Genomic DNA, 22,642 nt, shown 5'->3' with positions numbered 1-22,642 from the left:
CCTGGTACCCGTTATGCCGCGTGATGTTCTACAACTTGAGGCACGCATCCTGGATCGCACAGGTGGTCGTGTGCTCAGCCTCCGCCTGCGCCCGAGCCACCGCCGCCCCACCAAACACCACAGCCGCCCCCATCACCATCACTCGCCCGATCGCCCTCATAACCATCTCCCTCAATGTCAATTTCGTTGCCCTACGCAACACCCACCGACGCTAGCCCCACCTCCAGCACCCCACAAAACATTCGACCCACCCAAAACCCCGACACCAACCCGCCCCAAAACAGCAAGAACACTGATATCCACCTCAGCCAACCTGGTAGGCCAGTCCAGACGACGGTAGTTGGAGATGCGGACGATTCGCGATGAGCGCGGCCTACCGTCCGAGCCCGGCTGTCGCGTCTGCGCTGCTCCGGGCGTGACATTACTCGTGGCACGAACTGCCGTTAAGCAGGTGTGAAGAAGTGGCCTAGTCACGTCGTGACGAAGAGGCCTGACGTCACCGGGACAGTGGCGCGGCCTCAGCTCGGCGGCCCCTGGGTCTTTCATCAGTCGGTCGCGACGCGGTCCAGCTCATATAAGGCGTGCCGCGGGTCGCCAGCCAGGTACTCGCGAGCCCAAGCGACGACCGAGGCCTCCTGCGCGAACAGCACGACTTGCCGCTGGTCCGAGAGCCGCAGCAGCAGCTCGAGAAGCTGGCGGGTGCGCACCTCGTCGGCTTGTACCGTGACGTCGTCGAGCAGTAACGGGCACGACTCGCCGGATGTCAGATGCTGGGCAAGAGCAACCCGCAGTAATAGGTAGACCTGCTCGGCGGTGCCGACAGAGAGCAGGTCCGCGCGCCGCCACCGGCCCGACGCGCCCCGCACCTTCACCTGCAGAGTCGCCGGATCAACCATCGCGTCGACGTACCGGTCCTCGGTCACCGACGGCAGCCATTGCCGCAGCGTGCCCGCGAGCACCGGAGCGATGTCGCGATGCACCTGTTCCTGCGCGTCGGCGAGGAAGCGTCTAGTGAGTTCCAACGTAGCTGCGAGTTTGTCGACGCGCTCCATCTCCGCCTGCGCGGCGGTCAGCTCCTCCTCTGCCTCCGGCACGCTTGACAGCGACCTCGCCCGCTCGGCCAGTGCGCCTGCCGCGTTGTCCGCATCAGCTGCCAGCGCTGACGCGTTACTGCGGGCCACGGCCACCTGCTCCTGGGCGCGTTGGACCAGCTTCGCAATGGCGTCGCAGTCACCGCCGGTCTCAGCGTCGACCTCGGCGCCGGCCGCGACCACGTCGCGCTCCCGTATCGCCTCCCGTGACGCGGCGTCGGCGTCCTGCGCAGCTCTCACCAGGGCCGCGTACTCGGTGCGCAGCGAAGTTACGGACTCGCTCAACGACTCCAGGGTGCAGCCCTCGAGCAGCGTGACGAGCTCAGCCCAGTCCCGCTGCTCGCCCTCAGCGTGTTGGACCTGCTCGGCCCACTGGTCCTGCCAGGCGGGCAGCGCCACGGCCAAGGCTGTCGGCTCGGCGTCGGCGGGAAGCCCGGCGACGCGGGCGGCGTCCCGGAGTAAGTTGACAGCGTGGGCACGGGTCGCCTCGGCCTCCGCGGCTGCGTCCTCGGCGGCGACCCGATCGGCCAGGGCATGCTCCAGCGGCGCCCGGCGCGCGGCGACGGTGGTCTTCTCCGCTCGCGCTGCGCACGCTTGCTCGTAGGTGGCGAAGGCGTCGGCGATGGGCACGCCCGTGTCGTCCGCAGCGGCGACTCCGCGGGAGCTGAGCGCGGTCCGCAACCGGTCCTCGGCGCGGCCCGCGTCGGTGCGGAGCTGCTCGACGTCCGCGATCCATCGGGCGGTGGCAATCCGCGCCTCCAGCAGTACCTCGGTCTGCGCGGCTAGTTGCCGCAGCACAGTCATGTCGTCCGGCACACCGCGTGCCGCGCATTGGGCGGCGCTGTCCGCGCGGATATTTTCTGCGCGGCGGGCCGCGGCAGCGGCGGCGCTGTGACGCCCCTCGCACTCCGCGACACGCCGGTCGGCTTCCCGGAGTGCGTGCTCGGCCGCTGCTGCGGTCTGCCGGGCCTGCTCGGCCGCGGAGGTCGGGCTCGGTCCGGTCAGGCGGGCCGATGCCGGAGCGGTCGTGCGCCTGATGCCGAGCACGCCAGCGAGCACGGCTACCGCGACCGCAACCCCGCCTGGCAGCGGCAGCCCCGCCACAAGCAGCGCGATGCCGACCAGTGCGGCGACGCCCGCCGCGGCTAGCAGCGCGGTCCGCCACTTGGAGTCGCCTGCGGTCTGGGCCGCGACGCCGGGTGCCGAAACGCGAGCCGCCTGCCGGTCCGCCGCGGCTATCTCGTCGGCGGCGTGGCTTGCGGCTCCGGCGGCCTCGGCGGCCTGCCGGTGCTGGGCACGGGCATCGTCCAGTTCTCGTTCGATCGCCGGCAGGCTCGATGGGTCGGACACGTCGACGCTACCGGGCGCGTCGATGGCCGCCAGGGATGCGGCCAGCTCACGCAGTATTGCTGGGCCGGCCGCGATTGCGGCCGCCAGCGTCGGGTCGTCCGTGGCGCCGTCCGAGGCTGGCCGGCGCCGGTCGTACGCTGCCGCCACCGCGGTAGCTTGCTCATAAGCGGACACCAGGGCGCGCACGGTCGGGACGACCGTGGTGTCCCCATCTGGTGCGGCAGGCAGCGTCTCGAGCTCGGCGCGCAGCTCCTCGGCGGTCGGCCCGGCGAGCGGGCGCGGGGTTGGCGCAGCCTGCCACATGGCCAGTGCCCGCGACACGATTTGGGCGCTGCTTTCCTGGTCGGCGATGCCGCTGGGAGCGACCCCGCCAAAACGGCTGTGGATCTCGGTCGCGCGGGCTCGGCGCCGGTCTAAGCGAGACAGCTCGCCAGCGACTTGCGTGGCGCGCTCCCGCGCCCGTTCGGCGTCCGTCTGCGCCAGTGTGGCGACACGAGCCGCTGTGAGCAGCTCTTCGACGGCGTGCGCGTCTTGTTCGGTGGCCACGGTCGCCGCCCAGGCGCGGCTCGCCTCGTCGCGGCCGTCGTCGGCGGCCTCAATCCGCGAGAGATAGTCCGCGTGCTCGGCCCGTGCCCGTGCCAGGGCCTCCTCGGCGGATGCGAGCCGGACCTTAGCGGTGCGCAGCGGCTTGGTCGCGTTGGCACGGTCCTGCCCGACGTGGTCGCGATAGAAGTTACTCAGGTGCTCAAGGGCGGCGGCCGCGGTCGCATCCGTGCCAGCGGTGGCCGCTGCCCGTGCCAGATAATCCTGCAGGCCGCCGGCTGCATCGAGGACCGCGAGCAACTCCGCTTGGTTGACGCACGCGGTCGCAGCGAACGACTTGCGGTCCAGCCCGACGAACCGGCTGCCGTCCGGGGATCCGTCGAACATGATCTCGGCGCTGACATCGCGGGAGAGCGCAACATCCATCGCGCGGCAGTCGACCATGCCCTCGAGGTCCTGGGATAGCTCGATGCGACGGCCATTGTCGAGCTCGACCACCGCCGACACGCGCCACGCCGTGCCATCCCACGGCCGGTGCAGATCGGCGTACCGCCTCTCCTCCCTGGTCGGGGCGCCCCTTGCGCGGCGGCGACCGCAGAGCGCGGAATACACCGCGGCGTGCCAAGAGGACTTCGCGGACTCGTTGCCGCCCGCAAGCACCGTTATGCCAGGCGCGAACTCGAGAGAGGCGTCCACCAGCGGGCCGAACGCGTGCGCGATGACGGACACGATGCGCATGTCAGTGCACCTCCAGTTCGTCGGTGCGACCGTCGAGAGCCCGCAGCCCGGTGATGAGGACCCGACGACGTTCGTCGTCATCGAGGTCGGCGGCGGCCCGCACGCTACGGACGAACTGCCCGCGCACGGTGCGCTCCTCCGCGAGCGTCGCGAAGTCGTAGGCGACACCGACGCGACCCAGCCGAGGCACGAGCGCCTCCAGGTGGGGCGCGACACCCGCTAGATCCGCCAGGTGCACGTCAACGCCGGGGGCGATCTCGCCGGCCAGCGTTACCCGCACCACACCGGAGAGCCCAGTGACCGCAGCTTCGACCCGGTCCCGGATCTGACCGGAGTGTGTGACGCCGTCGAGGCTGATGTCGCGGTCGTGGACCTCGCTGACGGCGACCCGGCGGCGGTCTCGTGTCACGGTCCCGTTCCCGGCGACTGTGAACACGACCGCGGCCCGCTCACCGCCTTCACCAAAGGTCAATGGGTCGGGATTGCCCGGATAGGTATGCCGCTCGGCGTCGCGCGGGTTGTGAAAGTGTCCGAGGAAGGCATGGTTGAGACCGGTGCGCTCGATCTCCTCCTCGCTGAACGGGGAATGCGGGGCCTTGCCAGACTCCTCGAAGCGGAGACGTGCGACCTCCGAGCCATGGAACAAAGCGAGGTTGACTCCACCGCGTCCGACGGTGAACCCGCGTTCCAAGAAGCCGTCGGTGTTCGCCGGCGCCCGGTGTGCGGCTCCCCAAAGGGTGAGCCCTTCAGCCAGTTCGACGGGGGTGAGCCGGTCCTCGGTGAACACATGCACGTTCGGTGACCAGTCGACTTGCCGATACAGACTTGTCGGCCCATACCAATCATGATTGCCGGGCGCAAGGTACACGGGCAGCTCAAGCTCGGCGAACGTGTCGCGCAAGAACTGGGCAGTGTCCGGCGAGAACTTGTCGTGCTCGTACAGGTCGCCCCCGCACAGAAGCGCATCGACCTGCTCGGCACTCGCGAGATCAGTGATGCGCCTCAATGTCGCGCGCAGCGCCCGCCGCCGGGCGCGCGCCAGCTCAGGGCCTGCCCACCGGAACGGTGTGTCGAGGTGCAAATCGGAGAACAGCACCAGCTTCACGGACTCCCCGCCTTCCTTCGTGCGCCCGACCGCGCAACCTCCGCCGTCCCAGGGCGCCAGCTCCGCCAGCAATTTCCGGCGACCGTCCGAGTCACCCACGGCAGATCGGCGCGCCGGCGGGTGGGCTTTAGACCGTATGTAGGACTGCTTCTCGTCTTAGGGGAGGTAGGTGCTGGCCGGGACCTCGCTCGCGCAATTGTGGGTTACCGAGCGCGTTTCCGTGCTTGGCCTTTCCGAGGGTGAGGAGACCCCGGTGTTTTACTGAGAGTACGAGTGTTGGGCTGGATGTGCACGCCCGGCCGGTCCCTGCGGCGGCGATCGATGGGCTGACCGGCGAGGTGTCCAAGGCGCGGTTGACGTCGTCGTTCGGGGAGGTGCTGGCGTGGATCTCAAGGCTGCCGAGCCCGTGCGCGGTGGTATATGAGCCCGGGCTGACTGGGTTCAGGCTGGCGCGAGCGCTGATCGGGGCGGGGGTGCGGTGCGAGGTGGCAGCGTCGTCGAAGCTGCAGCGTCCGGCCGGCGATCGGCTCGAGACCGACCCGCGGGATGCGCTGCGCATGGCGCGGTTGCTGCAGATCCGACCAGTCTGATAGCGAGGTCGTAGTCAGCGATCTCGGCGAGTTCGCCACCGCTGCCTCGAATCGCGCCTACAAGCAGATCGCGGAGGTCAGCGGTGTCCTCCGGGTCTGCATCGGCACGGGACTTGGCGATCGGCTCGCCAAGTTGACGGACCTCCAGGTCGAGCGATCGGGCTTGTCCGTCGGACGGACGAGTGTAATCCTTGCGACCGCCGAGGAACTTCGCTGCAGCTGACGCCTCTGCAGGAGATGTGTGATTCACAAGTGTGCGGCGGCCGGCATTGAGCTCTACAAGGGCCCCATTCGGCGAGGAGTTTGACGGCTCGTTGAGCGGAGGAGACGGAGGGGCCGCGTGCGGCCGCAAGTTAGCCGAGCTCCGCGCGGACCGCGCGACGCCGCATCGAGTCTTCCCAATCGCGCTCAGGAGCCGCTCGGCCAGTAGCTGTGACGGCGACCATAAGGCATGGGCGCCGGCCGCCACCGTTCCAGCGGGCTTAGCGGATTTTGGATGCCGCGAACTGACCAGACAGCGCAAGCCTTCGCGGCGCGCGATTCCTGGAGCATGGGTCCCGGTCGCGCAGCCAGCGACGTGTCGTCGCATAATGCTGCCGACATGTCATCTGTACGTCGCCTGCTCGCAGTCCTTGCCAATCCGCCGCTGGCCACCTCAGGGCAGAGGACGCTGAACCGTGTATCGCTCGCTGCTCGCCTGATCGGGTGTGACGACGTAGTCGTGGGCAACCTGTTTCCAATCGCGTCGAAGGACGTCACCGCGCTGGGGACACTCGGCGCGGACAGCGATCAGTGGCTGGCTGCGAGAGACGGCCTACTCCGACTGCTTCTCGGCGCGGATGACGTACTGCTGGGCTGGGGGCGTGCCGAACCCGCAGGCGCAGCGCGTATCCATCATCGGTCACAGATCCAATGGCTGATGACCGAGCTGGAGTCTCGTTCTCTCCAGGTCTGGACAGTCGGTGGCGAACCCCGGCACCCCTCTCGGTGGCAGCGACACACCTGTCGCGCCTATCCTGGGCGGCCCTTCGGTAGCGCACTCGCAGCGGCGTTGCTCGCCGGCTTGCCAGCTCGGTGATCTCTCCACCCGACAAGGAAGGAGAGGTTCGCACAGCTCAGCCATCGAAGTCGGCCTGCCTGCTGAAGCTACTCCACTGCCAGACGCCCAGTAGGTTCCGGCAGCAGAGTCCAGATCTCCGGTGTCGAAAAGATCGCGAGATTCCCGGAGAGGCCGTAGTCTAATCGCCGTGGGAGCGTGGACACCGAGCGAGAAGCAGCCGTTGCCTGCGCTCTACCGGCGCTTTGTCGACGCGCTGGGAGATTCGGTCATGAACGATCTCGACCCAGAGTCGGCGATGTCCAAGCCTCTGGACCTCGTGTGTCAACCGCCTCTGCCTCGTAACGTACGACTGTACGTCTTCAACTGCACCGATCATCCTTCCGAGCGGAAGGCCGGCGACTACCGCATCCAGCTACGACTGCCCGGCCAGAAGAGGCGACAAAGAGGTGAACTGGCGCTGGACCCTGGCGTCCTCGTCCTGTTAGCCGGTTACATCGCCGAATTTGACATCTTCGTCTTCTGGGACGCCAACGCTCATTCTGAGTTCCCCTACTCGAAGGGCATTCAGGTCAGCGCAGCCACGGTACACCAGGCCGCAATCCATGGTCAGAGCGATCAGCGTCGTGATGTACGTCGCAACGGCGGCTACCCCGAGCATGTCGTCGCGGTTCGAGCTGACCGGCTGCTATCGGGACTGCAGCGGCGAGAAGAACTTACTCGCCTATCATTGCTCGGCGATCCTCCGTCGGTGATGTCATGAGCGGCCTCCGCGACCATGACTTCGCCCCGAGCTATGACAAGAGCGTTGACGACCTTGCCAGCGATTTTTACCTGCCATGCATGCGAACATCCGTGCGGTACGACCGGATTGCTGGCTACTTTTCCTCCGCCGTCTTCTCTATCGCATGGCCTGCGTTGAAAGACTTCATCAACGCCGGTGGTCGGATGAGACTGATCTGCTCACCAGTCTTCTCGAGCATCGACGCCGGAGCATTGCGACAGGGTTATGCCGCCCTCAGCGACGAGGAGCTCGGGGCGGCCCTCGTCGCCGAACTGCGCCTCCTACTAGAGAGCGAGCGGTCGCGCAAACCCGCCCAGGTTCTGGCGGGACTGATCGCGGCCGAGGTGGTCGACATCCGGCTTGCGATCCTGACGGCCTCGTCGACTCCGGGCGATCGTCGACTCTTCCACGACAAGGTTGGACTATTCACCGACAATCTCGACGACACTGTCGGCTTCCGCGGCTCTATGAATGAGACCTTTCTAGGCCTATCGGCTGACGGAAATCTCGAAAGCATAGACGTCTTTCCGTCCTGGGTCGGTGGCCGCGACGCACAACGTGTTACTGATGCTCGCATTCGTTTCGAAGCATTGTGGCGTAATGAGATCGAGAGCGTCGACGTCCGGTCCATCCCAGAAGGCGCCGCACAAGCAATCCGCGACGCCAGTCCGGCGGACTGGGAGGTGCTGGTCGACGAGGCCGTGGCCGAGGCTGCAATCCGGGCCGCAACGCCAACCGATGCGAGGCCGCTCCGCGACCATCAGATTCAGGCACTTGCGACGTGGGAGCTCCATAGCCGCCGCGGTTTGCTTGAGCATGCCACAGGCAGCGGCAAGACGTATACGGCTGTGCAAGCCATTCGCGTCGTGCTGACGGAGGGCGGCAGCGCGATCGTCCTGGTCCCCAGCGCGCTTCTCCTTGATCAGTGGCATCGAGAGCTCACCTACCATCTTGGGGACCTGTCACCACAGATCCTGCTGGTCGGCTCGGGAAACAATGAATGGCGCACAGACGACCTGCTCTACCCGTGGACGAGCGCTCCAGCGACTGGCAATCCCCCACGAGTCGTTGTCGCCATGATCCAAACTGCGGCAACTGATGCCTTCCTCACCAGAGTCGCCCATAATGATCGGCTACTTGTCGTCGCAGACGAAGCTCATCGGCTGGGAAGCTCCAGTGCACAGAACCTGTTGACACTTGCAGCCCCCTGGCGGCTCGGCCTGAGCGCAACACCGGAGCGCGCCGGCGACCCAGAAGGCACCTCCCGTCTGTTTGAGTTCTTTGGCGGAGTGTTGCCGCCTCCGTACACGTTGCAGGACGCGATCAGAGACCGCGTCCTAACGCCCTACAATTATATCCCCCATGAGGTCGCTCTTGAGGCCGCGGAACAGGCGGAATACGAAGATCTCTCGCGAAGACTTCGCCGAGAGGCGGGCCGCCGAGGTAACGCCCTGGACGATGTCGAGAGCAACGACCGACTTCGGAAGCTTGCAATCGCACGTGCTCGAATTCTGAAGAGAGCAGCCGGCAAGGTGCCGCTGGCCGTTCGCGTGTTGACAGAGCATTATCAACATGGTCAGCGATGGCTGGTGTACTGCGACGGGCTGCGACAGCTTGGTCAGATCAGGAGCGCGCTTTCTGACGCGGGGCTGGATTCCCTGGAGTATCACAGCTCAATGAGCGGCGACCGGGACGCCACCCTCGCTGAGATGGATATCAACGGGGGCATCCTTGTGAGCGTGCGCTGTCTTGACGAGGGCGTCGATCTCCCCGCAGTTAGCCATGCCCTGATCTTGGCCAGCAGCCGTAACCCACGTGAGTTCATCCAGCGCCGCGGAAGGATCCTTCGCCGGTATCCGGGTAAGAGTCTGGCGTTCCTCCATGATGCGATCGTGGTTCCCGCACCGGAGTCGGACCGCCCAGCAGTTGGCGGCGACCGCCTACTCGCTGGAGAACTCCATCGCGTCCTAGAGTTCGCTCACGGTGCGGCCAACCCCCAAGCTCTCACCCATATTGAGGCACTGTGCATCCGCCACGGGGTCCCGATCGAACTCGATGCGGCCCAGGGAGCAGCGGGCGTCGAAGTGGATTCCGAGACCGAGGACAACGATGACTGATTCTGTACCGCCACCTTTTCAGCTGCCACAGCCTCCAGCAGAAGACGTTTTCGCTGCGACCGAGGAGGTCCGGGCCGCAGACTTCCCTGAAGTCCCAGCCGAGTTGCTCGCCGCTGTACTCGCTGCAGAACAGAACAATCCTGACAATCGCATATCTGCGGCACGGGCGGTCGCGCACGCAGTCGAAGCATGGCTGGTCGAACATCCCGACGAGCCCGCGGTCACACCAACAACGAGCGGCCTAAGTGGAGGGACAGGCTCGTGAGACTCGTCGCCATCGACCTGACTGACTTTGGCCCCTACCGCGGATCTCAGCGGTTTGAGTTCGCACCAAACCCAGGCGTCGAGCTCATCTGGGGCGAGAACGGACGCGGCAAGACCACCTTCCTCAACGCGCTGCGCTGGGCACTCTTCGGCGTGGTTCTGGGCCGCGGATCGAGCCAGATCGAGCCTGCCAGAGTGGGTAACCGGGACGACGCTGATAGCTCCACGGTTCGACCATTCAAAGTGGTCCTCGCGTTCACCCATGAAGGTCATAGCTACAAGCTGACGCGGGCTTATGTCCAGGATGGAAGTGCAGGGTCGCAAGCATTCCGGACCACCGTGAGCATGGTGAAGGACGGGAATGTGCTCGGGCCCGACGATCGCGACCGCGAGTTGGCGAGGCTGCTTCCTGAGCAGATCGCGCGATTCTTTCTCTTTGACGCCGAACTGCTGCAGGAGTACGAACAGCTGCTAGTACCTGGCAGCGACGCGGGCGAAAGGCTCAAGGCGTCGATCGAGCGGATCCTCGGCGTTCCTGTGCTCACCCAGGCTCGTGACGACGTGGCCGCGATGCTGGCTACCGCCCGGACCGCTCAGTACAAGACCGCACAGAAGGACAAGGCGACGAAGGATCTCGGCAACGCGCTGCAGCTGGCAGCAGAAGAGGCTGAGAACGAACGCGCCAACGTCATGGCCTTGAATGACCTGGTAGTCGAGCTGCAAAACGACGTAAACGAGCTTGAGAAGTCGCTCACCAGCAATAGTCGATTCCGCGGATTGATGGCGACGCGCGATGCCAAGCGCAAGGAGGTCGATGCTCTCCAGGCGAAGGTTGATGACCGCATCGACGATCTGCGCACTGCGGCTCACGACACCTGGCGAGCTGTCCTGGCCCCAGTGATTAGGACCGAGCTGACCACGATCGAGTCGCAAAGCGATGCCCTCACGAGTCGGCTAACTACGGCCCTCGCGTCGCGGCAAGTTGCCATAGCGGTTGCGACGGGGGTGTGTCCTACATGCCACCAAGCAGTTGGCGCTAACGCAGGGCAGGAGTTGAATGACCACGAGCATAGCGAGGACTCCGATGCACTTCAGGCCGACCTAAGTGGGCTGCGAGCGCGGCGCGACGCCCTGCGCCGGATGCGCGTCGATTCGGAGCGCATCGTCCTTCTGGAAGAGGAAGCCAGCCAGGCACGAGTGGACCTCTCTGATGCCGAAGGGAAGCTCCGCGAACTCGAGAGCGAACTGGCGGACGCGCCGGCAGGCACAGCCCAGACGATCACCCACCTAATCGATGAGCTCGCCCAGAAGAACGTTAGCCTGGCGAATACGCGCACCCGCCTGAAAGAAAGCCGCGAGGAGCTAATTCGCAAAGGTAATGCCGTCACAGCGCTATCCGAGAAACTTAGCAAAGCTGGCACACCGGGAGCCGGACTGGAAGACCGGAAGGTCACCTTACTGACTCAACTCCATGAGTTACTGCTCCACGCGGTGAATGAATTTCGAGATCGGCTGCGCGATCGCGTCGAAGCGCAAGCCAGCGAGGTGTTTCGTGCGTTGTCCGCAGAGAAAGACTACGACCGGCTCCGCATCAACGGCAGTTACGGGCTTACGATCCTGCACGCAGATGGCAGTGAGGTTCTCAATCGGTCTAGTGGATACGAACATGTGGTAGCTCTGTCGCTTATCGCCGCCCTCCAGCGGTGTTCTCCGATGAGCGGACCAATCATCACGGACTCGCCGTTCGGCCGACTGGACAAGGCTCATAAGGAGCACGTGCTGCAGGCGCTGCCGCAGATCACGGACCAAGTACTGCTGCTTGTCCACGACGACGAACTGGACCGGCAAGTCGCGCTGGACAACCTCGGGACCAACCTGGTCGCCGAGCATTACCTCCGGCGCCAAGCGGCCCGACACACAGAAATCGAGTCAGGAGCCCACCCATGACGGATGGCGGCGGTCGTATGGCAGGCCGAGTCAACATTGCGTTCACACCCGATGCGACAACGGCCGCGCGGCGCCTCCAGGAGCGGTTTCCGCTCCCTGACCTGGTCGACGTCGCACGGGTTGCGACAGCCTTCGCGCTGCGGACCAACGTACCTCTGACGCGACCAGCAGACTTTGGTTCAGCCAACGGCTCGAACTTCAATGTTGGATCGGTCGATCCGCAGGGGGAACTACGCGATCTTCTGCTTGCCCTCCACCCAGAGATCGATGAGGATCCTTACCGCGTTGTGGAGACGTTAATGAGCCTTGGCGCAATCGCGTTGGAGCAGAAAGTAGCAGCTGGCGAAGTCCTGTCACTGCGGGACATGATCAGCCTACCGGACGCCTAGCCTTTCGGCCCCACCCAGGAACTGGGCTCTTCCGCAGGCTCCCCAGCATGGCCACGGGCTCGCAGCCGAGCCGTAGTGCCGCGATTCATCGTCTCTAGGACAGCACGCACTGAGTCGAGATCTTCGCCCTCAAGAAAGCGCAACGCCGACAGCGCTGCGAAGTCGCGGTCCAACTCGAATGACAACCACCGCCGCTCAGCGAGTTCAGCGACATGACCAGTCGTGTTGGAGCCAGAAAAGATATCGACGACGAGGTCGCCTGGATCTGTGAGCATCTGGATAAAGAACCGTGGAAGACCGGCGGGGAACCTCGCCGGATGGCTGCGGAGCTCGAGCTGCTTGCACGTGCGCAAATAGTACGAGTTACTCTCGGTGTTCGGCAATGTCAAGAGGTTGGGCGGGATCGAGCCACCATTATTGCGCTGGAATCCCTTGCCAATGTCGTGGCCCGACGGCCGCACAGCGGGAGCGTAGAAGCCCTCAGCATCCTTCAGCAGTTGCGTCATTCGAGGCGAATACGGACCCAGAACCTTGCGAACGTCCGCCTTGGGATGCTCCGTCTTTGACAACCACCAAATGGTGTTAACCGAGTCCTTGACGCGCACCTTCCGTTTATTCACCCACTCGATCGGCGACGGCAATTTAGCTGGATTGTGCCAGAAGAACTCTTGCGCCAGGTTGTACCCAAGCTCGTCGACGAATGTGAGCAGAACCCGATAATTGTAGAGGCTTCGGACTGGCACCCCGCGCTTGTAAGCGTGACCAAGATCCAAGACGAGGCTCCCAGTCGGTTTCAGAACCCGCAACGCTGCCTTGCCAAATCCGGCTAGCCACTGCACGTAGGCTGATTGCTCTTCGTTGCCATAGCTCTTCTTCCGCAGGAGAGCGAACGGCGGACTCGTGACGATCAGGTCGACCGACTCTTCGGGCAGCAACGCGAGCAGGTCGATGCTGTCACCGACGATCTGTGCACCGAGCTGCGTTCCGTACACCACAGAGCTTGGCTCGAACACATTGAGTGGTGCTCGAGCGGTGATAAGCGCATCGCCGACCGGCGACGTGCTGGCCGACTGAGCCTGGCGCCGTCTCGATCCGGTCACCCGACGACCTCCTCCGTTGTTGATCACTTCTCGATGGTCGAGGACCCCTCGCCTCAGCCTCTGCGGTTCTCACAGGGTGGCATCGGGTGATCATAGGGCCTAGCTCTGACACGCCGACCACCCCCTCAGGAGACTACAAGGGAGCGCCGACACGAACTGACCCTGGTTAGTGACGCGGAGACTCAACCGCCATGATCCAGGCTCTGCGCCAATCAGGCGGAGTTGCTGTCGCACAGAGGAAGGATGTCGACGTCTTCAATGGGCCGGTGCGGGTACGTCTGCGTGGCGCCGACCGTCTTCTATCCCCAGCGTTCATACATCGCGTGAGCCTGTGCACCTGGGCCGGAGATGAGACTCGCGAACGGCTCTGGCCGGTCGGCGAGGAGAGTGTCGACGAGCCGGCGGGAGAAGCCGCGGCCACGGAAGTCCGTGTGTACGCCGAGCTCGATCACCGCGAAAGAGGGCCTGAAGCAACGTCTGCAGGAGGCGGGTCAGTCTTGACGCCGGGCCACCATCGTCCAGGCGGGAAGGTGAATCCGTATGAGACCCAGGCGAGTCGCCCGTCGATCTCTCCGGTGACCAGGACGAAGCCTTCCAGGCTGGCGAGCTTCGTAATCCGGATCTCGAACTTCTCAATGCCCTCATCCGACATCTCGTACGGAGGTTCGGAGTAGGCGTTCACATAGCGCGGCTTGAGCCTCGGGACGAGTTCGAGCGTCTCGGTCCCCGTATGGCGGGTCAAGGCCAGGGCCATGCTGTCTCTTTCGGAGCAAGCCGCTGATGTCCTCGAGTCAGGCATCAATGGCTGGACCAGAAGACAGACGTGGCCGCTCAACGTGAGCGATCAGCCTATCCCTGGCAACGAGTGGCGGCAGTTCGACAGGACGAAGCCTCGACCGGTCACACCGTAGAACACGCATGTTCGATCTTCGCCATGTGAGTGCTTAGTCGACTGCCGGCTCCCAGGCCACCAGTTCAGGACGTCTACGAGTGGCGAAGAACTGAGAGGCCGCTGCACGAGCCACCTTCACGGTGATCGCGCTGCCTTTGCCCATGGTCGTCGGCACGCCGCCATGGTTGAAGGTGGCCTCCTGCGGCTCGTCGAGGCTGCCATCTGAGCAGGACTTCGCGGAGCCTTCGACGTCGTGGTGGAGCGTCAAGGAACTGAAGGCCGCCCCTAGCCCAATCTTCATCGTGGTGAGCTCGTCCGCACTGACCAATTCAACCCAGGTCGACCGGGGCATACTTGCGACTCGGTCAAGGAGCTCGTCGAACGCGGCGTGGCTGCCGATGCGCTGCTGTCCCGCGTCATCGTCGTAGTAGGCCGTCAAGAAGTCGTTCATGCGAGTCCTCTCCCATCACCGATGCAGACCTAATAGCCGCCTGGCCAATAGGCCGTCAGCTTGGCTCCGGGTGGCAACTGCCACGGCAAACGTGTTGTCGCAGCCGTACCGTCCGCCGCAGGGACGCTTGTTCACGTACAGGGTCATTTCTCGAGGCATCCCCGCGCGGCGCATGAGAGCCGCTGCGTGACCCTCAGCGTGTTCTCGCGCGGAGTCGAGGCTGGCGGTTCGGCCGCCGAGACCTGGCGCCGTGCCTCCGGGTCCTCGCGTTCCGCTGCGCACATGAATCAGGCCTCCACCGTCCAGCCTGGTCAGAATGCCGGATGTCGGCCCGACGTCTCCCGGCCGCTCGGGTAGTCGCCGGAAAACCTGCTCGATGAACGGAGCGGGCTCCGGCTGATCTCGAGCTTCATCACCGGCGCCCCTGTCCTGCGGCCGATCGTCGGCGGTGCCCCGCGACGGCGGTCCATCTTCCTCCGAACTTGTCTCATCGACGGCCGGCGCCGGCTTGCCCAGATTGTCGGCTTCGGGTTCGTCGTCATGACAGATCAGGTGAATGCTCCGCTGGAGATCCACAGCCTGTGGCAATTGGTGCTCGCACTCCGGAGCTTTTGGGCTACGACCGAGAGCTACGGCAACGAGCCGGCGAGCGGGTCGAAGCAGTGCTGGACGACAACCCCGCTGACAGCAGCACCGTAGAGTTGAACAATCTGCGGTGCGCTGTGCAGTTTGCCAACCGATGATCGAAACGGAGTAATCGTGACCGATGACGCTACCGACCGGGACGCAGCAGGAGTCGTCGCCTTCGCCTACGAAATGGGCGTACTCAAGCGGCTCCGTCGGGCCGGATGGTGGCAGGTCGGCGTCCGCGACCCCGAGTCCGTCGCAGAGCACAGCCTGCGCGTTGCCCAGCTCGCGGCGCTGATTGCCAGCGAGGAGGGCGGCGATCCGGCGCGGGCGGCGTACCTCGGAATGTGGCACGACTCGCAAGAGACGCGGATCGGCGACATCCCGCACAGCGCCAAGCCGTACATGGATGTCGCGAGCAACGAACGCATCACCGAGGACCAGGTCGCCGTCCTTCCGGAGGCGGCCGCCAAGAGCATCCGCGAAGCTGTCACCGAGTACGAGGCCACCGAGACAATCGAAGCCCGCTGCGCCAAAGACGCCGATCGCCTCGAGTGCCTCATGCAAGCCGTCGAGTACGGCGAAGCCGGCTACAAACGCGTCGCCGGCTGGATCGCATCGTCCCGCGCCCGCATCCAGACCCCGTTTGGCAAGCGTCTCGCCGAGGCCGCTCTTCAAACCTCACCACTCGCCTGGCGTGACCGCTGATACTGCCCATTCGTGGTCGGGTGACCGCAATCTGATAGCGAGTCCGAGGACGAATCGAGCAACTATCTCGTCGGCTCACCAGACGCGTCGGCGCGACTCTGCAGCAACTCACACGCCCGCTTCACGATGTGGTCGCCCTGCTTCTCGGCCTCGATGAACGGATAACAGTTCACCGGATCTCCTTGACGCGAAGAAAGCCGTGGCCCGCTTGAGGATCTCGACGTCCTCGCGAAGCCGCCGGTTCTCCCGCCGCAGCTGCGCGAGCTCGTCCTTCTCGCTCGTGGTCAAACCGTCGGTGCGGGTACCGGCGTCGCGTTCAGCCTGCTTCAGCCACTCCCGCACCGCGGTCTCGGTCAGGTCGAAGTCCTCGCGACCTGACCTGACCGACCGGTCACCGCGCTGGCACAGCTCGACGATCTCTGCCTTGAACTCGGACGTGAACGAACGACGAGGCCGCGGCTTCTTCTTGCTCATGGACTCCATGATGAACATCTTCCGGATCACAAGCTCCTGATCTCGGATGTCCGTCGAGACGGGGCAGGCCCACTGACGATCGCCGAGAACGTGTGTCGCGCCAGACGGCGGCTGACCATTCTTGCCACGGGAGCAAGCCGTGACCTCCCACCCCCAGGCAAGGCATGGACGATCAGGGCTCGTCCCAGGAACCAGCTGCCACCGAGGACGAGGAGTCGTATGAGGCAATCTTGCCCTCTGACGGCATGCCAGGCCGACCCCACGGAGTTGCACCGCCGCACCAGATCGTCCGCCCAGTCAGACACAGCCGACCGTAATGAGGCGTAGACCTGGCCCGCACGCCTCAATGGACGGGAGGAATTACACCTGTGCGGATGCAGCCGATGTCAGCTCACGCCTTCAATGCGCTCGAAGATATCCGCGTCAGTCTCTCGCTGCCAGGCTGGAAGTTCGTCCCAGTCGGCTACGTGACTGGACTTCGGGTCGGGGACATGACGGTAGATCTGCCCGATCCAGCACAGCGCCACAAACCGGCCCTTCTGCTCTCGGCTGAGCTTGCTCGTGCCTCCCTCCGACACCTCGACGAACGCCCGAACCTGGTCGTAGACGGCTGCCGCGCTCTCCCGCTCCCAATCAGGTGTCGCTTCCCATGGCGCGACGTACCTGGGCTTTGGTTCGCCGGGGTAGTGCTTCATGACGCTCGAGATCCATGCGTCACGGAAGACGCGGCCTTGTTCGTTCGACAACAGCGTTACTCCTTTGGACGGAGAAGGTTCCTACAGTGGCGTGGCATTCCAGGGACAGGCGTGCGGAGGTGTGTCAGGTCGGCCAAACTGCCTCCGTTTCATTGCGCCTCTCGTGTGGGTGGCGGCGCTGAGTCGGCCGCTCGCTGGGCAGCTGCACGGGCACGGGACTCCTCAGACCTGATCCGATAGTCCTCGTCCAGGGCGTCCAAGGTGGCCGGGTCAATCGGAAGAGGGGACTGTGACAGTCGGTCAGCGATGCCGCGATACGGCACAGAGCCCAGGTAGAACTCGATCGAGCCGTGGCCCGGCCAGATCTCGCCGCCGCGTTCGAGCAGCTGGATCATCGGCTCGTACGGGTCGTCCAGCTCAGGGAACCGTTCCTTCGGGAGATCACCCAAAGAGGCCCAGCGGAACATGTCGGTGACAACCTTTCTGGACAGGGTCCACAGCTTGTGGCCGCTGTCAGCCTCCAGACGTTCCATCCAGACTGAATCGGTCTCAACCGAGGGATCGAGCGCCACGGCCAGGCCGAAGAACGGCCACTCCCTGGGCACACCCAGCGCATTGGCCCAGGCCGCAGTCCGCCGCAGGTACTCAACCGCCAACCGTCCACGCGACGCTACGTGGCGATCCTCAGCCTCGTCATCGTCCCAGTTGGCCGCCACCAGCCGCGCTAGCAGTCGCTCGCATGCCGCTGTGTCTGTCACAACCCCAGCCTTTCCCTCGCTACTCGTACGACATTGTCCAGATTCGACAAATCCGGTGCCACCTGAAGGTCATCTCGCGGGAGGTCCAACTTGGCCCAATGCCTCAGTAGATCCTTTACTTGCGACTGTGTGCTCAGCGGTGCCACGTTGTGCGCTGACGGATACGCAGCGAGGACCTCTGGCCTCCCGTCCTCGCTCCAAGCTCCCGATTCGGACGACACGTACGGCAAACCAGCCTCCATCAGCTTCGATTCGACGTACTCGTGCGCCAGCAGGGACCAGAATTGAACTCGGTTTTCGTCCGTCACACCGACGCCGGACGCGACTTGTTCCCACAGATCGCCGTACACGGCGTTCGGTGTGAAGTAGCCGTGTCTGATATCGCCTGGTCCGACTGCCACGTCATGTTCGCGCTGGAACAGGTGTTGCTTCGCCTCATTGATCACATCGCGTGGCAGCTCACTGTTCTCTGCGAGCGCGTCCAAATCATCGGTCTCCCGGATGCGTCGGTACTGGTCCATTTCCTCCGGAGTAGCGTCCTCGACGAACTCATGACCGGCCTCTGCTAGTTCGTCGGTGCCGACGCCATGCTCGACCGCAGAATCGATGCCAGCAGCAACATCCTCCCTCCTTGGCAGGGGACTAACAACTGCGAGACCTTCATCAGTGACCCGCTCTTCCTTCGCTGGTTCCACCTTCCCGACGCGGGCGGCCGGATCATCGGGCTCCGGCTGGCCGAGAGCGAGCGACTCGTCAGATTCGCCGGCTGGTTGTGATGTTGCTGGGCGGCTGTTGTCGGTTGGCGAGATGCCGTTTGCTGGTTCGTCGTGCAAGCCATGCCGGCTGCTCGGATCGTCAACGTCACGGGACTCAACTGAAGCCGGCGACTCTGCGTCCGCTTCGTCCTGTCGCGGGCTGAGGTACTGGAGTCGGGCCAGGGTGTCATCGTGGCGAATATGCGCCTGAAGCTCTGGTGTGTAGGACGCGAATGGGTCCTCGTCTTCCAGCCGGGCATCGGCCGACCGGTCTGCGTCAGTCGATGACGGTTCGGCTCGCGGCCGCCGGTCAGTCGTCTCATCGCGGTGCACTGACGACCAACTCGAGTATCCCGGCCAGTACATCTCATCGAGGCGTTGCTCGAGTTTCTCGCGCGCGGTCAGCGGCCGCCGCGTCTCGCGATCCGCGTCGTGGCCATCAACCGGCTGTTGACCATCCACGCGATTCGCCGGCCGATCAGCAGAGGTCGGCAATCTATCGTCGGCATCACGAACGTCGTCAGGTCTGCCTGCGCACTCACCAGGCTCACTGCCCTCACCAGGGTCGTCGCCGCGCCGACCTCTCAGCTCGGACACTCGTTCCTCCATCCGCGGTCGGCGCAGACCACAACCAGATGTAGCACTCCCGCTACGAAGAGTACCGTCAGCTGGACCCGGCATCGCCTCTCATTCGTGGGTCGCGCGTCAGACCAGTCAGCGTCCGCGCGACGACCTCGATCAAACTGGCTCGCTCGGTGTCGTGAGTTCGTCAGCGATCGCGCAGGCGACTAGGTCCGCGATCCCAGGAAGCCAGGCCCATTGGCCGTTTGCATTGATCTCCAGGAAGTACCACCGGCCGTCGGGACCAACGACGAAGTCGAGTACGCCGAAGACCAAGTCGAGGCGAGTCATCAGCCCGGCGACACCAACGCGTATCTCGTCCGGCACCTGAGCATGCTTGTAGGTCAAGGCGTCATAGTCGGTACGCCAGTCGAGTGCTGCCTGCGAGCTGTGCGCGTGGATCTCAACTGCGAACAGCTGCGATCCGACCACGATCAGGCGAATGTCGTGGCGCTTGGGCACGAACTCTTGGAACAGGTGCGCCGTGAGCCGCACGGAGTCGTCGATCTCGTCCGGCGCCACGAAACGGACTGCTGGCGTGCTGACAGGACTGTTGGCGAAGTCGCGCCCGATGCCCTTGTAGATCACCTGCCGGCCTGCTTCGGAGGCGAACGTCCGAGCTGCCGTCGGATTGTTCGTGATGATGGATCGAGGCGTGACGAGGCCGGAGGCGCTGGCGAGTCTCAGTTGATATGGCTTGTACGACGCTATCCGTTCAGCCGCAGGATGATTGATCCAGCGGCAGGGCAAAGCCATCAGCACTCCGGTGAAGCCGGCCTGCGCCTCCGATGTGGCGAACTCCTGCTCGTCGTCGGTCATGTCTGCTGGCAGCCGAAACGCCGCGGGCCTCCGGCAGTAGATGCCGCGGATATCAGCCAGATCGACGACGCGATCAGCGTGCTTGATAACCCCGACCCAGCCGTCCTCGTGGTATGCCTCCAAGGTGATCGCCATCGGGAAGTCGGCGGCGTCACAGCGAAGGACCTGGGCGCCAGATCGTTGAAGCTTCTGAACGACGAGGTCGGCCGTCACATCATTCGGGTTGGTCAGTACCAGGGCAGCCGACTCGTCGCTCATCGAAGCGGCAGATCAGGCGAGCAGACTGTTCGCGTCGTCGTTGCCATCACCCGGCCGGCAGTGCTCTGCTGCGAGTACGCCGGGTTGGCCTACCCAGGGCTGGCCGTCGGAAGTTGTGCTGATCTGCGATTCAGGGTCGTACTGCGTCTCGTCCGACGCCGTCTGGTCGACGGTGGAACGGACGAGGTGGGACATACCGAACGGACGGTTGCTCATGATCGTGGCCTTTCGTCGCGGGAGGTCAGGCGGACTTGCTGTCGTGCAGAGGGAGGATGTCGATGTCCTCAACGGGCCAGTATGCGTAGGTTTGCGTGGTGCCGACTTTCTTCCAGCCCCAGCGTTGATACATCGCGTGGGCCCGTGCACCGGGTCGGGAGATGAGGCTCGCGTACGCCTCTGGTCGGTCGGCGAGGAGAGCATCGACGAGTTGGCGGGAGGAGCCGCGGCCACGGAAGTCTGTGTGTACGCCGAGTTCGATCACCGCGAAGATGGGACCTGAGGCAATGTTTTCCGGAGGTGGATCAGTCTTGACGCCGGTCCACCACCGTCCCGGTTGGAAGGTGAATCCGTACGAGAACCCTACGAGTTGCCCGTCGGTCTCTCCGGCAACGAGGACGAAGCCGTCGAGGCCGGCATGCTTGGTGATGCGGATCTCGAATTGCTCGATGTCTTCGTCCGACATCTCGTAAGGGGGTTCGGAGTAGGCGTTCGCGTAGAGCGGCTTGAGCCCGGGGATCAGTTCGAGCGTTTCGGTTCCCGTGTGGCGGGTCAGGATTAGCGTCATGCTCTCTCCGAGTCGAGTCCGGCTTGACATGTCTGGTCTGCAAAGCTGACTCCGCGTGCGGTCCGCGATGCGCGTGCTGCTCGGGCTACCGCCCGGACGTGATGGCGAGCGCGTCGGGAACCAGTTGCGGCCACGGACTCAAGGTGTGGTGTAAGGACCTCGGCCGCGCCGACGACATCGCCAGAGTTAACCATCGACCTAGCCAGCAGGGTCGTGTAGAGGAGTCGATTCCGCTGGAGGTGCGGCGGGATGCGGTCGATCATGTCCCGGTAGAGCGACTGGGAGCGGGTTGCATCGTCGAGTAGTCCGTAGGACAGCGCTCGCAGGCCGTCGTACTCCGCGCGGTCATAGAAGTCCAGCCACTTCGGGTCGTCATTAGCTGGACCGTCCGGCAGCAGATTGGCCGCCTGACGCTGCAATCGATCGAACTGTGTTGGCTCGTGACGCGCTGCCCAGGCCGCGGCCTCACGGATAAGCAACAGCGATCTGAGCCTCGGCGATGCCCAACCGCTCGCAACAGCGGTTGCTCGTTGCGCAAGAAGCAGGCCCTCAGGGGCACGGCTCAGGCTGAACGTTGCCTGATTCGAAAGGCTGCTTAGCGCGAAGACCTCAGTCTCGAGGTCGTTCGCCAACTGCGCTTGGAACAGCGCGTGCTGCCAGTGAAGGCGGGCGACGGTCTGGCCGCCGCCGTCCAGGTGGAGCCACCCAGCCATCATCGAGAACTGCGCTGCCAGGGACTGCGCTTGCTGAGTCAGCTCGCAAGACGCCAGCCGCGACTGGACTACGTCGTCGGCTCGCCCTGCGAGCTTGACGGCGAGTGTGCACAGTGCGTCCGTTCCGCCGTACTCATCACTCAACAGTTGGAGCCGCGGGACAGCCGAGCGAAGCGTATCGAGTTCTCGTTCGGCATCGGCCGAGCGCATTCTGTCCGGACGCTCACCAAACGCGCTCCACACCGAGGCAGCAGCAGAGGCGCCGACACCACTGATGAATTGCCGTCTGTCCGTAGCGTCCTCCTTGCTTGGTGCCCGAGCCGGACCAGCTTTGGGTGCAAGGCCGGCAAGATCGCGGGGAATCCCCAGACCGTCGCAGAGCGACCGAATGGTCTGAATCGTTGGAGTCGGGATCTTGCCGTTCATGAGCCGGGAGATCGTGGACTGAGTCAGGCCCGTGGCCTCGCTCATCCTCATCTGGGTGGCACCCGTGGCGGCGCTGATAGCACGCAGCGCCGTGGACCAGTTCCAGTCGTTCAGGGCAGCGACGACGTCTTCATGAACCAGTACGTCGGCCGGCACCTTGAACGTCGTACTCGAGGGCAGGTCACGACGGGCGACAGCACACGCACCACAGGCCGAGCCGGGATTGTGCCGGCTCAGGGGCGCCTCACAGTGTTCGCATCGTCGCACGGAAGATATTGTCGCGAGCCCTCTCCGTTGGCGCTATGCAAGCCTGCATAACGCAGCCACACACTCATGCAGACACGCATCGTGATCGCGGTAGCCGCACCTGCACTCTCTGTAGTGTGACTGATCGCCCCAGGCATTGCCACCGCGCCGTCGCGGCGCCAGCCAGGCCCTGCGATCGCCCATGGACGCCCGTCCCCGACGTGGAGTCCTCCGGCGATCCTGACTGCCGGGTCTGCGTGTGGCTCGACGCTCATCTGATCGCCGAGTGGACCGGACCAACCTCGAAAGCCGAGGACTACGCGGCACTTCTGTCCAGCCA

22 protein-coding genes are annotated in these 22,642 nt (G+C 64.5%); 8 read left to right on the top strand and 14 right to left on the bottom strand.

The window, feature by feature from the left end; all coding sequences use genetic code 11:
* Window positions 1–545: 545 nt before the first annotated feature.
* Window positions 546–3,722, bottom strand: a complete 3,177-nt coding sequence (locus JOF29_RS28020; RefSeq protein WP_209697414.1) for an AAA family ATPase — start codon at window positions 3,720–3,722, stop codon at window positions 546–548.
* A gap of 1 nt (window position 3,723) precedes the next feature.
* Window positions 3,724–4,827, bottom strand: a complete 1,104-nt coding sequence (locus JOF29_RS28015; protein WP_209697413.1) for a metallophosphoesterase family protein — start codon at window positions 4,825–4,827, stop codon at window positions 3,724–3,726.
* A gap of 287 nt (window positions 4,828–5,114) precedes the next feature.
* Between JOF29_RS28015 and JOF29_RS28010 the strand changes: the two genes are divergently transcribed.
* The 6 genes from JOF29_RS28010 to JOF29_RS27985 all read left to right on the top strand — a co-directional run bounded on the left by JOF29_RS28010 (window position 5,115) and on the right by JOF29_RS27985 (window position 11,975).
* The gene (locus JOF29_RS28010; protein WP_209697412.1) at window positions 5,115–5,417 is read left to right on the top strand and encodes a hypothetical protein; all 303 of its coding nucleotides are present in this window, start codon (window positions 5,115–5,117) and stop codon (window positions 5,415–5,417) included.
* Between the two features lie 451 nt (window positions 5,418–5,868).
* On the top strand, window positions 5,869–6,495 hold the full coding sequence (locus JOF29_RS46120; RefSeq protein ID WP_372446365.1) for a DUF1643 domain-containing protein: 627 nt from the start codon (window positions 5,869–5,871) through the stop codon (window positions 6,493–6,495).
* Between the two features lie 169 nt (window positions 6,496–6,664).
* Entirely contained in the window at window positions 6,665–7,237 is a 573-nt protein-coding gene (locus tag JOF29_RS28000; protein WP_209697410.1) for a hypothetical protein, read from the top strand.
* Entirely contained in the window at window positions 7,234–9,375 is a 2,142-nt protein-coding gene (locus tag JOF29_RS27995; RefSeq protein ID WP_209697409.1) for a DEAD/DEAH box helicase family protein, read from the top strand. Before JOF29_RS28000 ends, JOF29_RS27995 begins: the two co-directional genes overlap by 4 nt.
* Window positions 9,376–9,636: 261 nt before the next feature.
* Window positions 9,637–11,586 carry an AAA family ATPase gene (locus tag JOF29_RS27990; protein ID WP_209697408.1) on the top strand — a complete coding sequence of 650 codons (1,950 nt, stop codon included), beginning with the start codon at window positions 9,637–9,639 and terminating at the stop codon, window positions 11,584–11,586.
* A complete protein-coding gene (locus JOF29_RS27985; protein WP_209697407.1) occupies window positions 11,583–11,975 on the top strand; it encodes a hypothetical protein in 393 nt (130 codons plus the stop codon). The genes JOF29_RS27990 and JOF29_RS27985 overlap by 4 nt, the downstream gene beginning before the upstream one ends.
* On the opposite strand, the gene JOF29_RS27980 is transcribed toward JOF29_RS27985, so the two are convergent.
* The 4 genes from JOF29_RS27980 to JOF29_RS46115 all read right to left on the bottom strand — a co-directional run bounded on the left by JOF29_RS27980 (window position 11,972) and on the right by JOF29_RS46115 (window position 14,994).
* Entirely contained in the window at window positions 11,972–13,102 is a 1,131-nt protein-coding gene (locus tag JOF29_RS27980) for a DNA-methyltransferase (RefSeq protein WP_307863733.1), read from the bottom strand. The two genes, JOF29_RS27985 and JOF29_RS27980, sit on opposite strands and share 4 nt — an antisense overlap.
* A gap of 421 nt (window positions 13,103–13,523) precedes the next feature.
* On the bottom strand, window positions 13,524–13,829 hold the full coding sequence (locus JOF29_RS27975) for a hypothetical protein (protein WP_209697406.1): 306 nt from the start codon (window positions 13,827–13,829) through the stop codon (window positions 13,524–13,526).
* Between the two features lie 190 nt (window positions 13,830–14,019).
* Window positions 14,020–14,418 (bottom strand): Imm1 family immunity protein, encoded by a 399-nt coding sequence (locus tag JOF29_RS27970; protein ID WP_209697405.1) that lies wholly within the window; start codon window positions 14,416–14,418, stop codon window positions 14,020–14,022.
* Between the two features lie 15 nt (window positions 14,419–14,433).
* Complete coding sequence (locus tag JOF29_RS46115; RefSeq protein WP_209697404.1) at window positions 14,434–14,994, bottom strand: DddA-like double-stranded DNA deaminase toxin; 561 nt, start codon at window positions 14,992–14,994, stop codon at window positions 14,434–14,436.
* Here JOF29_RS46115 and JOF29_RS27960 point away from each other — a divergent pair.
* Together JOF29_RS27960 and JOF29_RS27955 are read left to right on the top strand one after the other, a co-directional pair.
* Complete coding sequence (locus JOF29_RS27960) at window positions 14,959–15,117, top strand: hypothetical protein (RefSeq protein WP_209700305.1); 159 nt, start codon at window positions 14,959–14,961, stop codon at window positions 15,115–15,117. The genes JOF29_RS46115 and JOF29_RS27960 overlap by 36 nt on opposite strands.
* A gap of 60 nt (window positions 15,118–15,177) precedes the next feature.
* Entirely contained in the window at window positions 15,178–15,753 is a 576-nt protein-coding gene (locus JOF29_RS27955; protein ID WP_307863732.1) for an HD domain-containing protein, read from the top strand.
* A gap of 108 nt (window positions 15,754–15,861) precedes the next feature.
* On the opposite strand, the gene JOF29_RS27950 is transcribed toward JOF29_RS27955, so the two are convergent.
* From JOF29_RS27950 to JOF29_RS27915, 8 genes are all read right to left on the bottom strand, one after another.
* On the bottom strand, window positions 15,862–16,227 hold the full coding sequence (locus JOF29_RS27950) for a transposase (protein ID WP_209697403.1): 366 nt from the start codon (window positions 16,225–16,227) through the stop codon (window positions 15,862–15,864).
* A gap of 386 nt (window positions 16,228–16,613) precedes the next feature.
* The gene (locus tag JOF29_RS27945) at window positions 16,614–16,973 is read right to left on the bottom strand and encodes a hypothetical protein (RefSeq protein ID WP_209697402.1); all 360 of its coding nucleotides are present in this window, start codon (window positions 16,971–16,973) and stop codon (window positions 16,614–16,616) included.
* Window positions 16,974–17,071: 98 nt separating this feature from the next.
* Window positions 17,072–17,680, bottom strand: a complete 609-nt coding sequence (locus tag JOF29_RS27940) for a hypothetical protein (protein ID WP_209697401.1) — start codon at window positions 17,678–17,680, stop codon at window positions 17,072–17,074.
* The gene (locus JOF29_RS27935) at window positions 17,677–19,032 is read right to left on the bottom strand and encodes a hypothetical protein (RefSeq protein ID WP_209697400.1); all 1,356 of its coding nucleotides are present in this window, start codon (window positions 19,030–19,032) and stop codon (window positions 17,677–17,679) included. The genes JOF29_RS27940 and JOF29_RS27935 overlap by 4 nt, the downstream gene beginning before the upstream one ends.
* 141 nt (window positions 19,033–19,173) lie before the next feature.
* The gene (gene tgmB, locus JOF29_RS27930) at window positions 19,174–20,133 is read right to left on the bottom strand and encodes an ATP-grasp ribosomal peptide maturase (RefSeq protein ID WP_209697399.1); all 960 of its coding nucleotides are present in this window, start codon (window positions 20,131–20,133) and stop codon (window positions 19,174–19,176) included.
* Between the two features lie 12 nt (window positions 20,134–20,145).
* On the bottom strand, window positions 20,146–20,349 hold the full coding sequence (locus JOF29_RS27925; RefSeq protein WP_209697398.1) for a hypothetical protein: 204 nt from the start codon (window positions 20,347–20,349) through the stop codon (window positions 20,146–20,148).
* A 25-nt stretch (window positions 20,350–20,374) separates the two neighbouring features.
* Window positions 20,375–20,917, bottom strand: coding sequence for a GNAT family N-acetyltransferase (locus tag JOF29_RS27920; protein ID WP_209697397.1), 543 nt, complete (start codon window positions 20,915–20,917; stop codon window positions 20,375–20,377).
* On the bottom strand, window positions 20,914–22,212 hold the full coding sequence (locus JOF29_RS27915; RefSeq protein ID WP_209697396.1) for a helix-turn-helix domain-containing protein: 1,299 nt from the start codon (window positions 22,210–22,212) through the stop codon (window positions 20,914–20,916). The genes JOF29_RS27920 and JOF29_RS27915 overlap by 4 nt, the downstream gene beginning before the upstream one ends.
* Window positions 22,213–22,642: the final 430 nt, after the last annotated feature.

The sequence above is a fragment of the Kribbella aluminosa genome, assembly GCF_017876295.1.
GTDB lineage: Bacteria > Actinomycetota > Actinomycetes > Propionibacteriales > Kribbellaceae > Kribbella > Kribbella aluminosa.
Note: the sequence above shows the minus strand (reverse complement) of the source record. Positions and strands in the feature narration are given on the sequence as shown.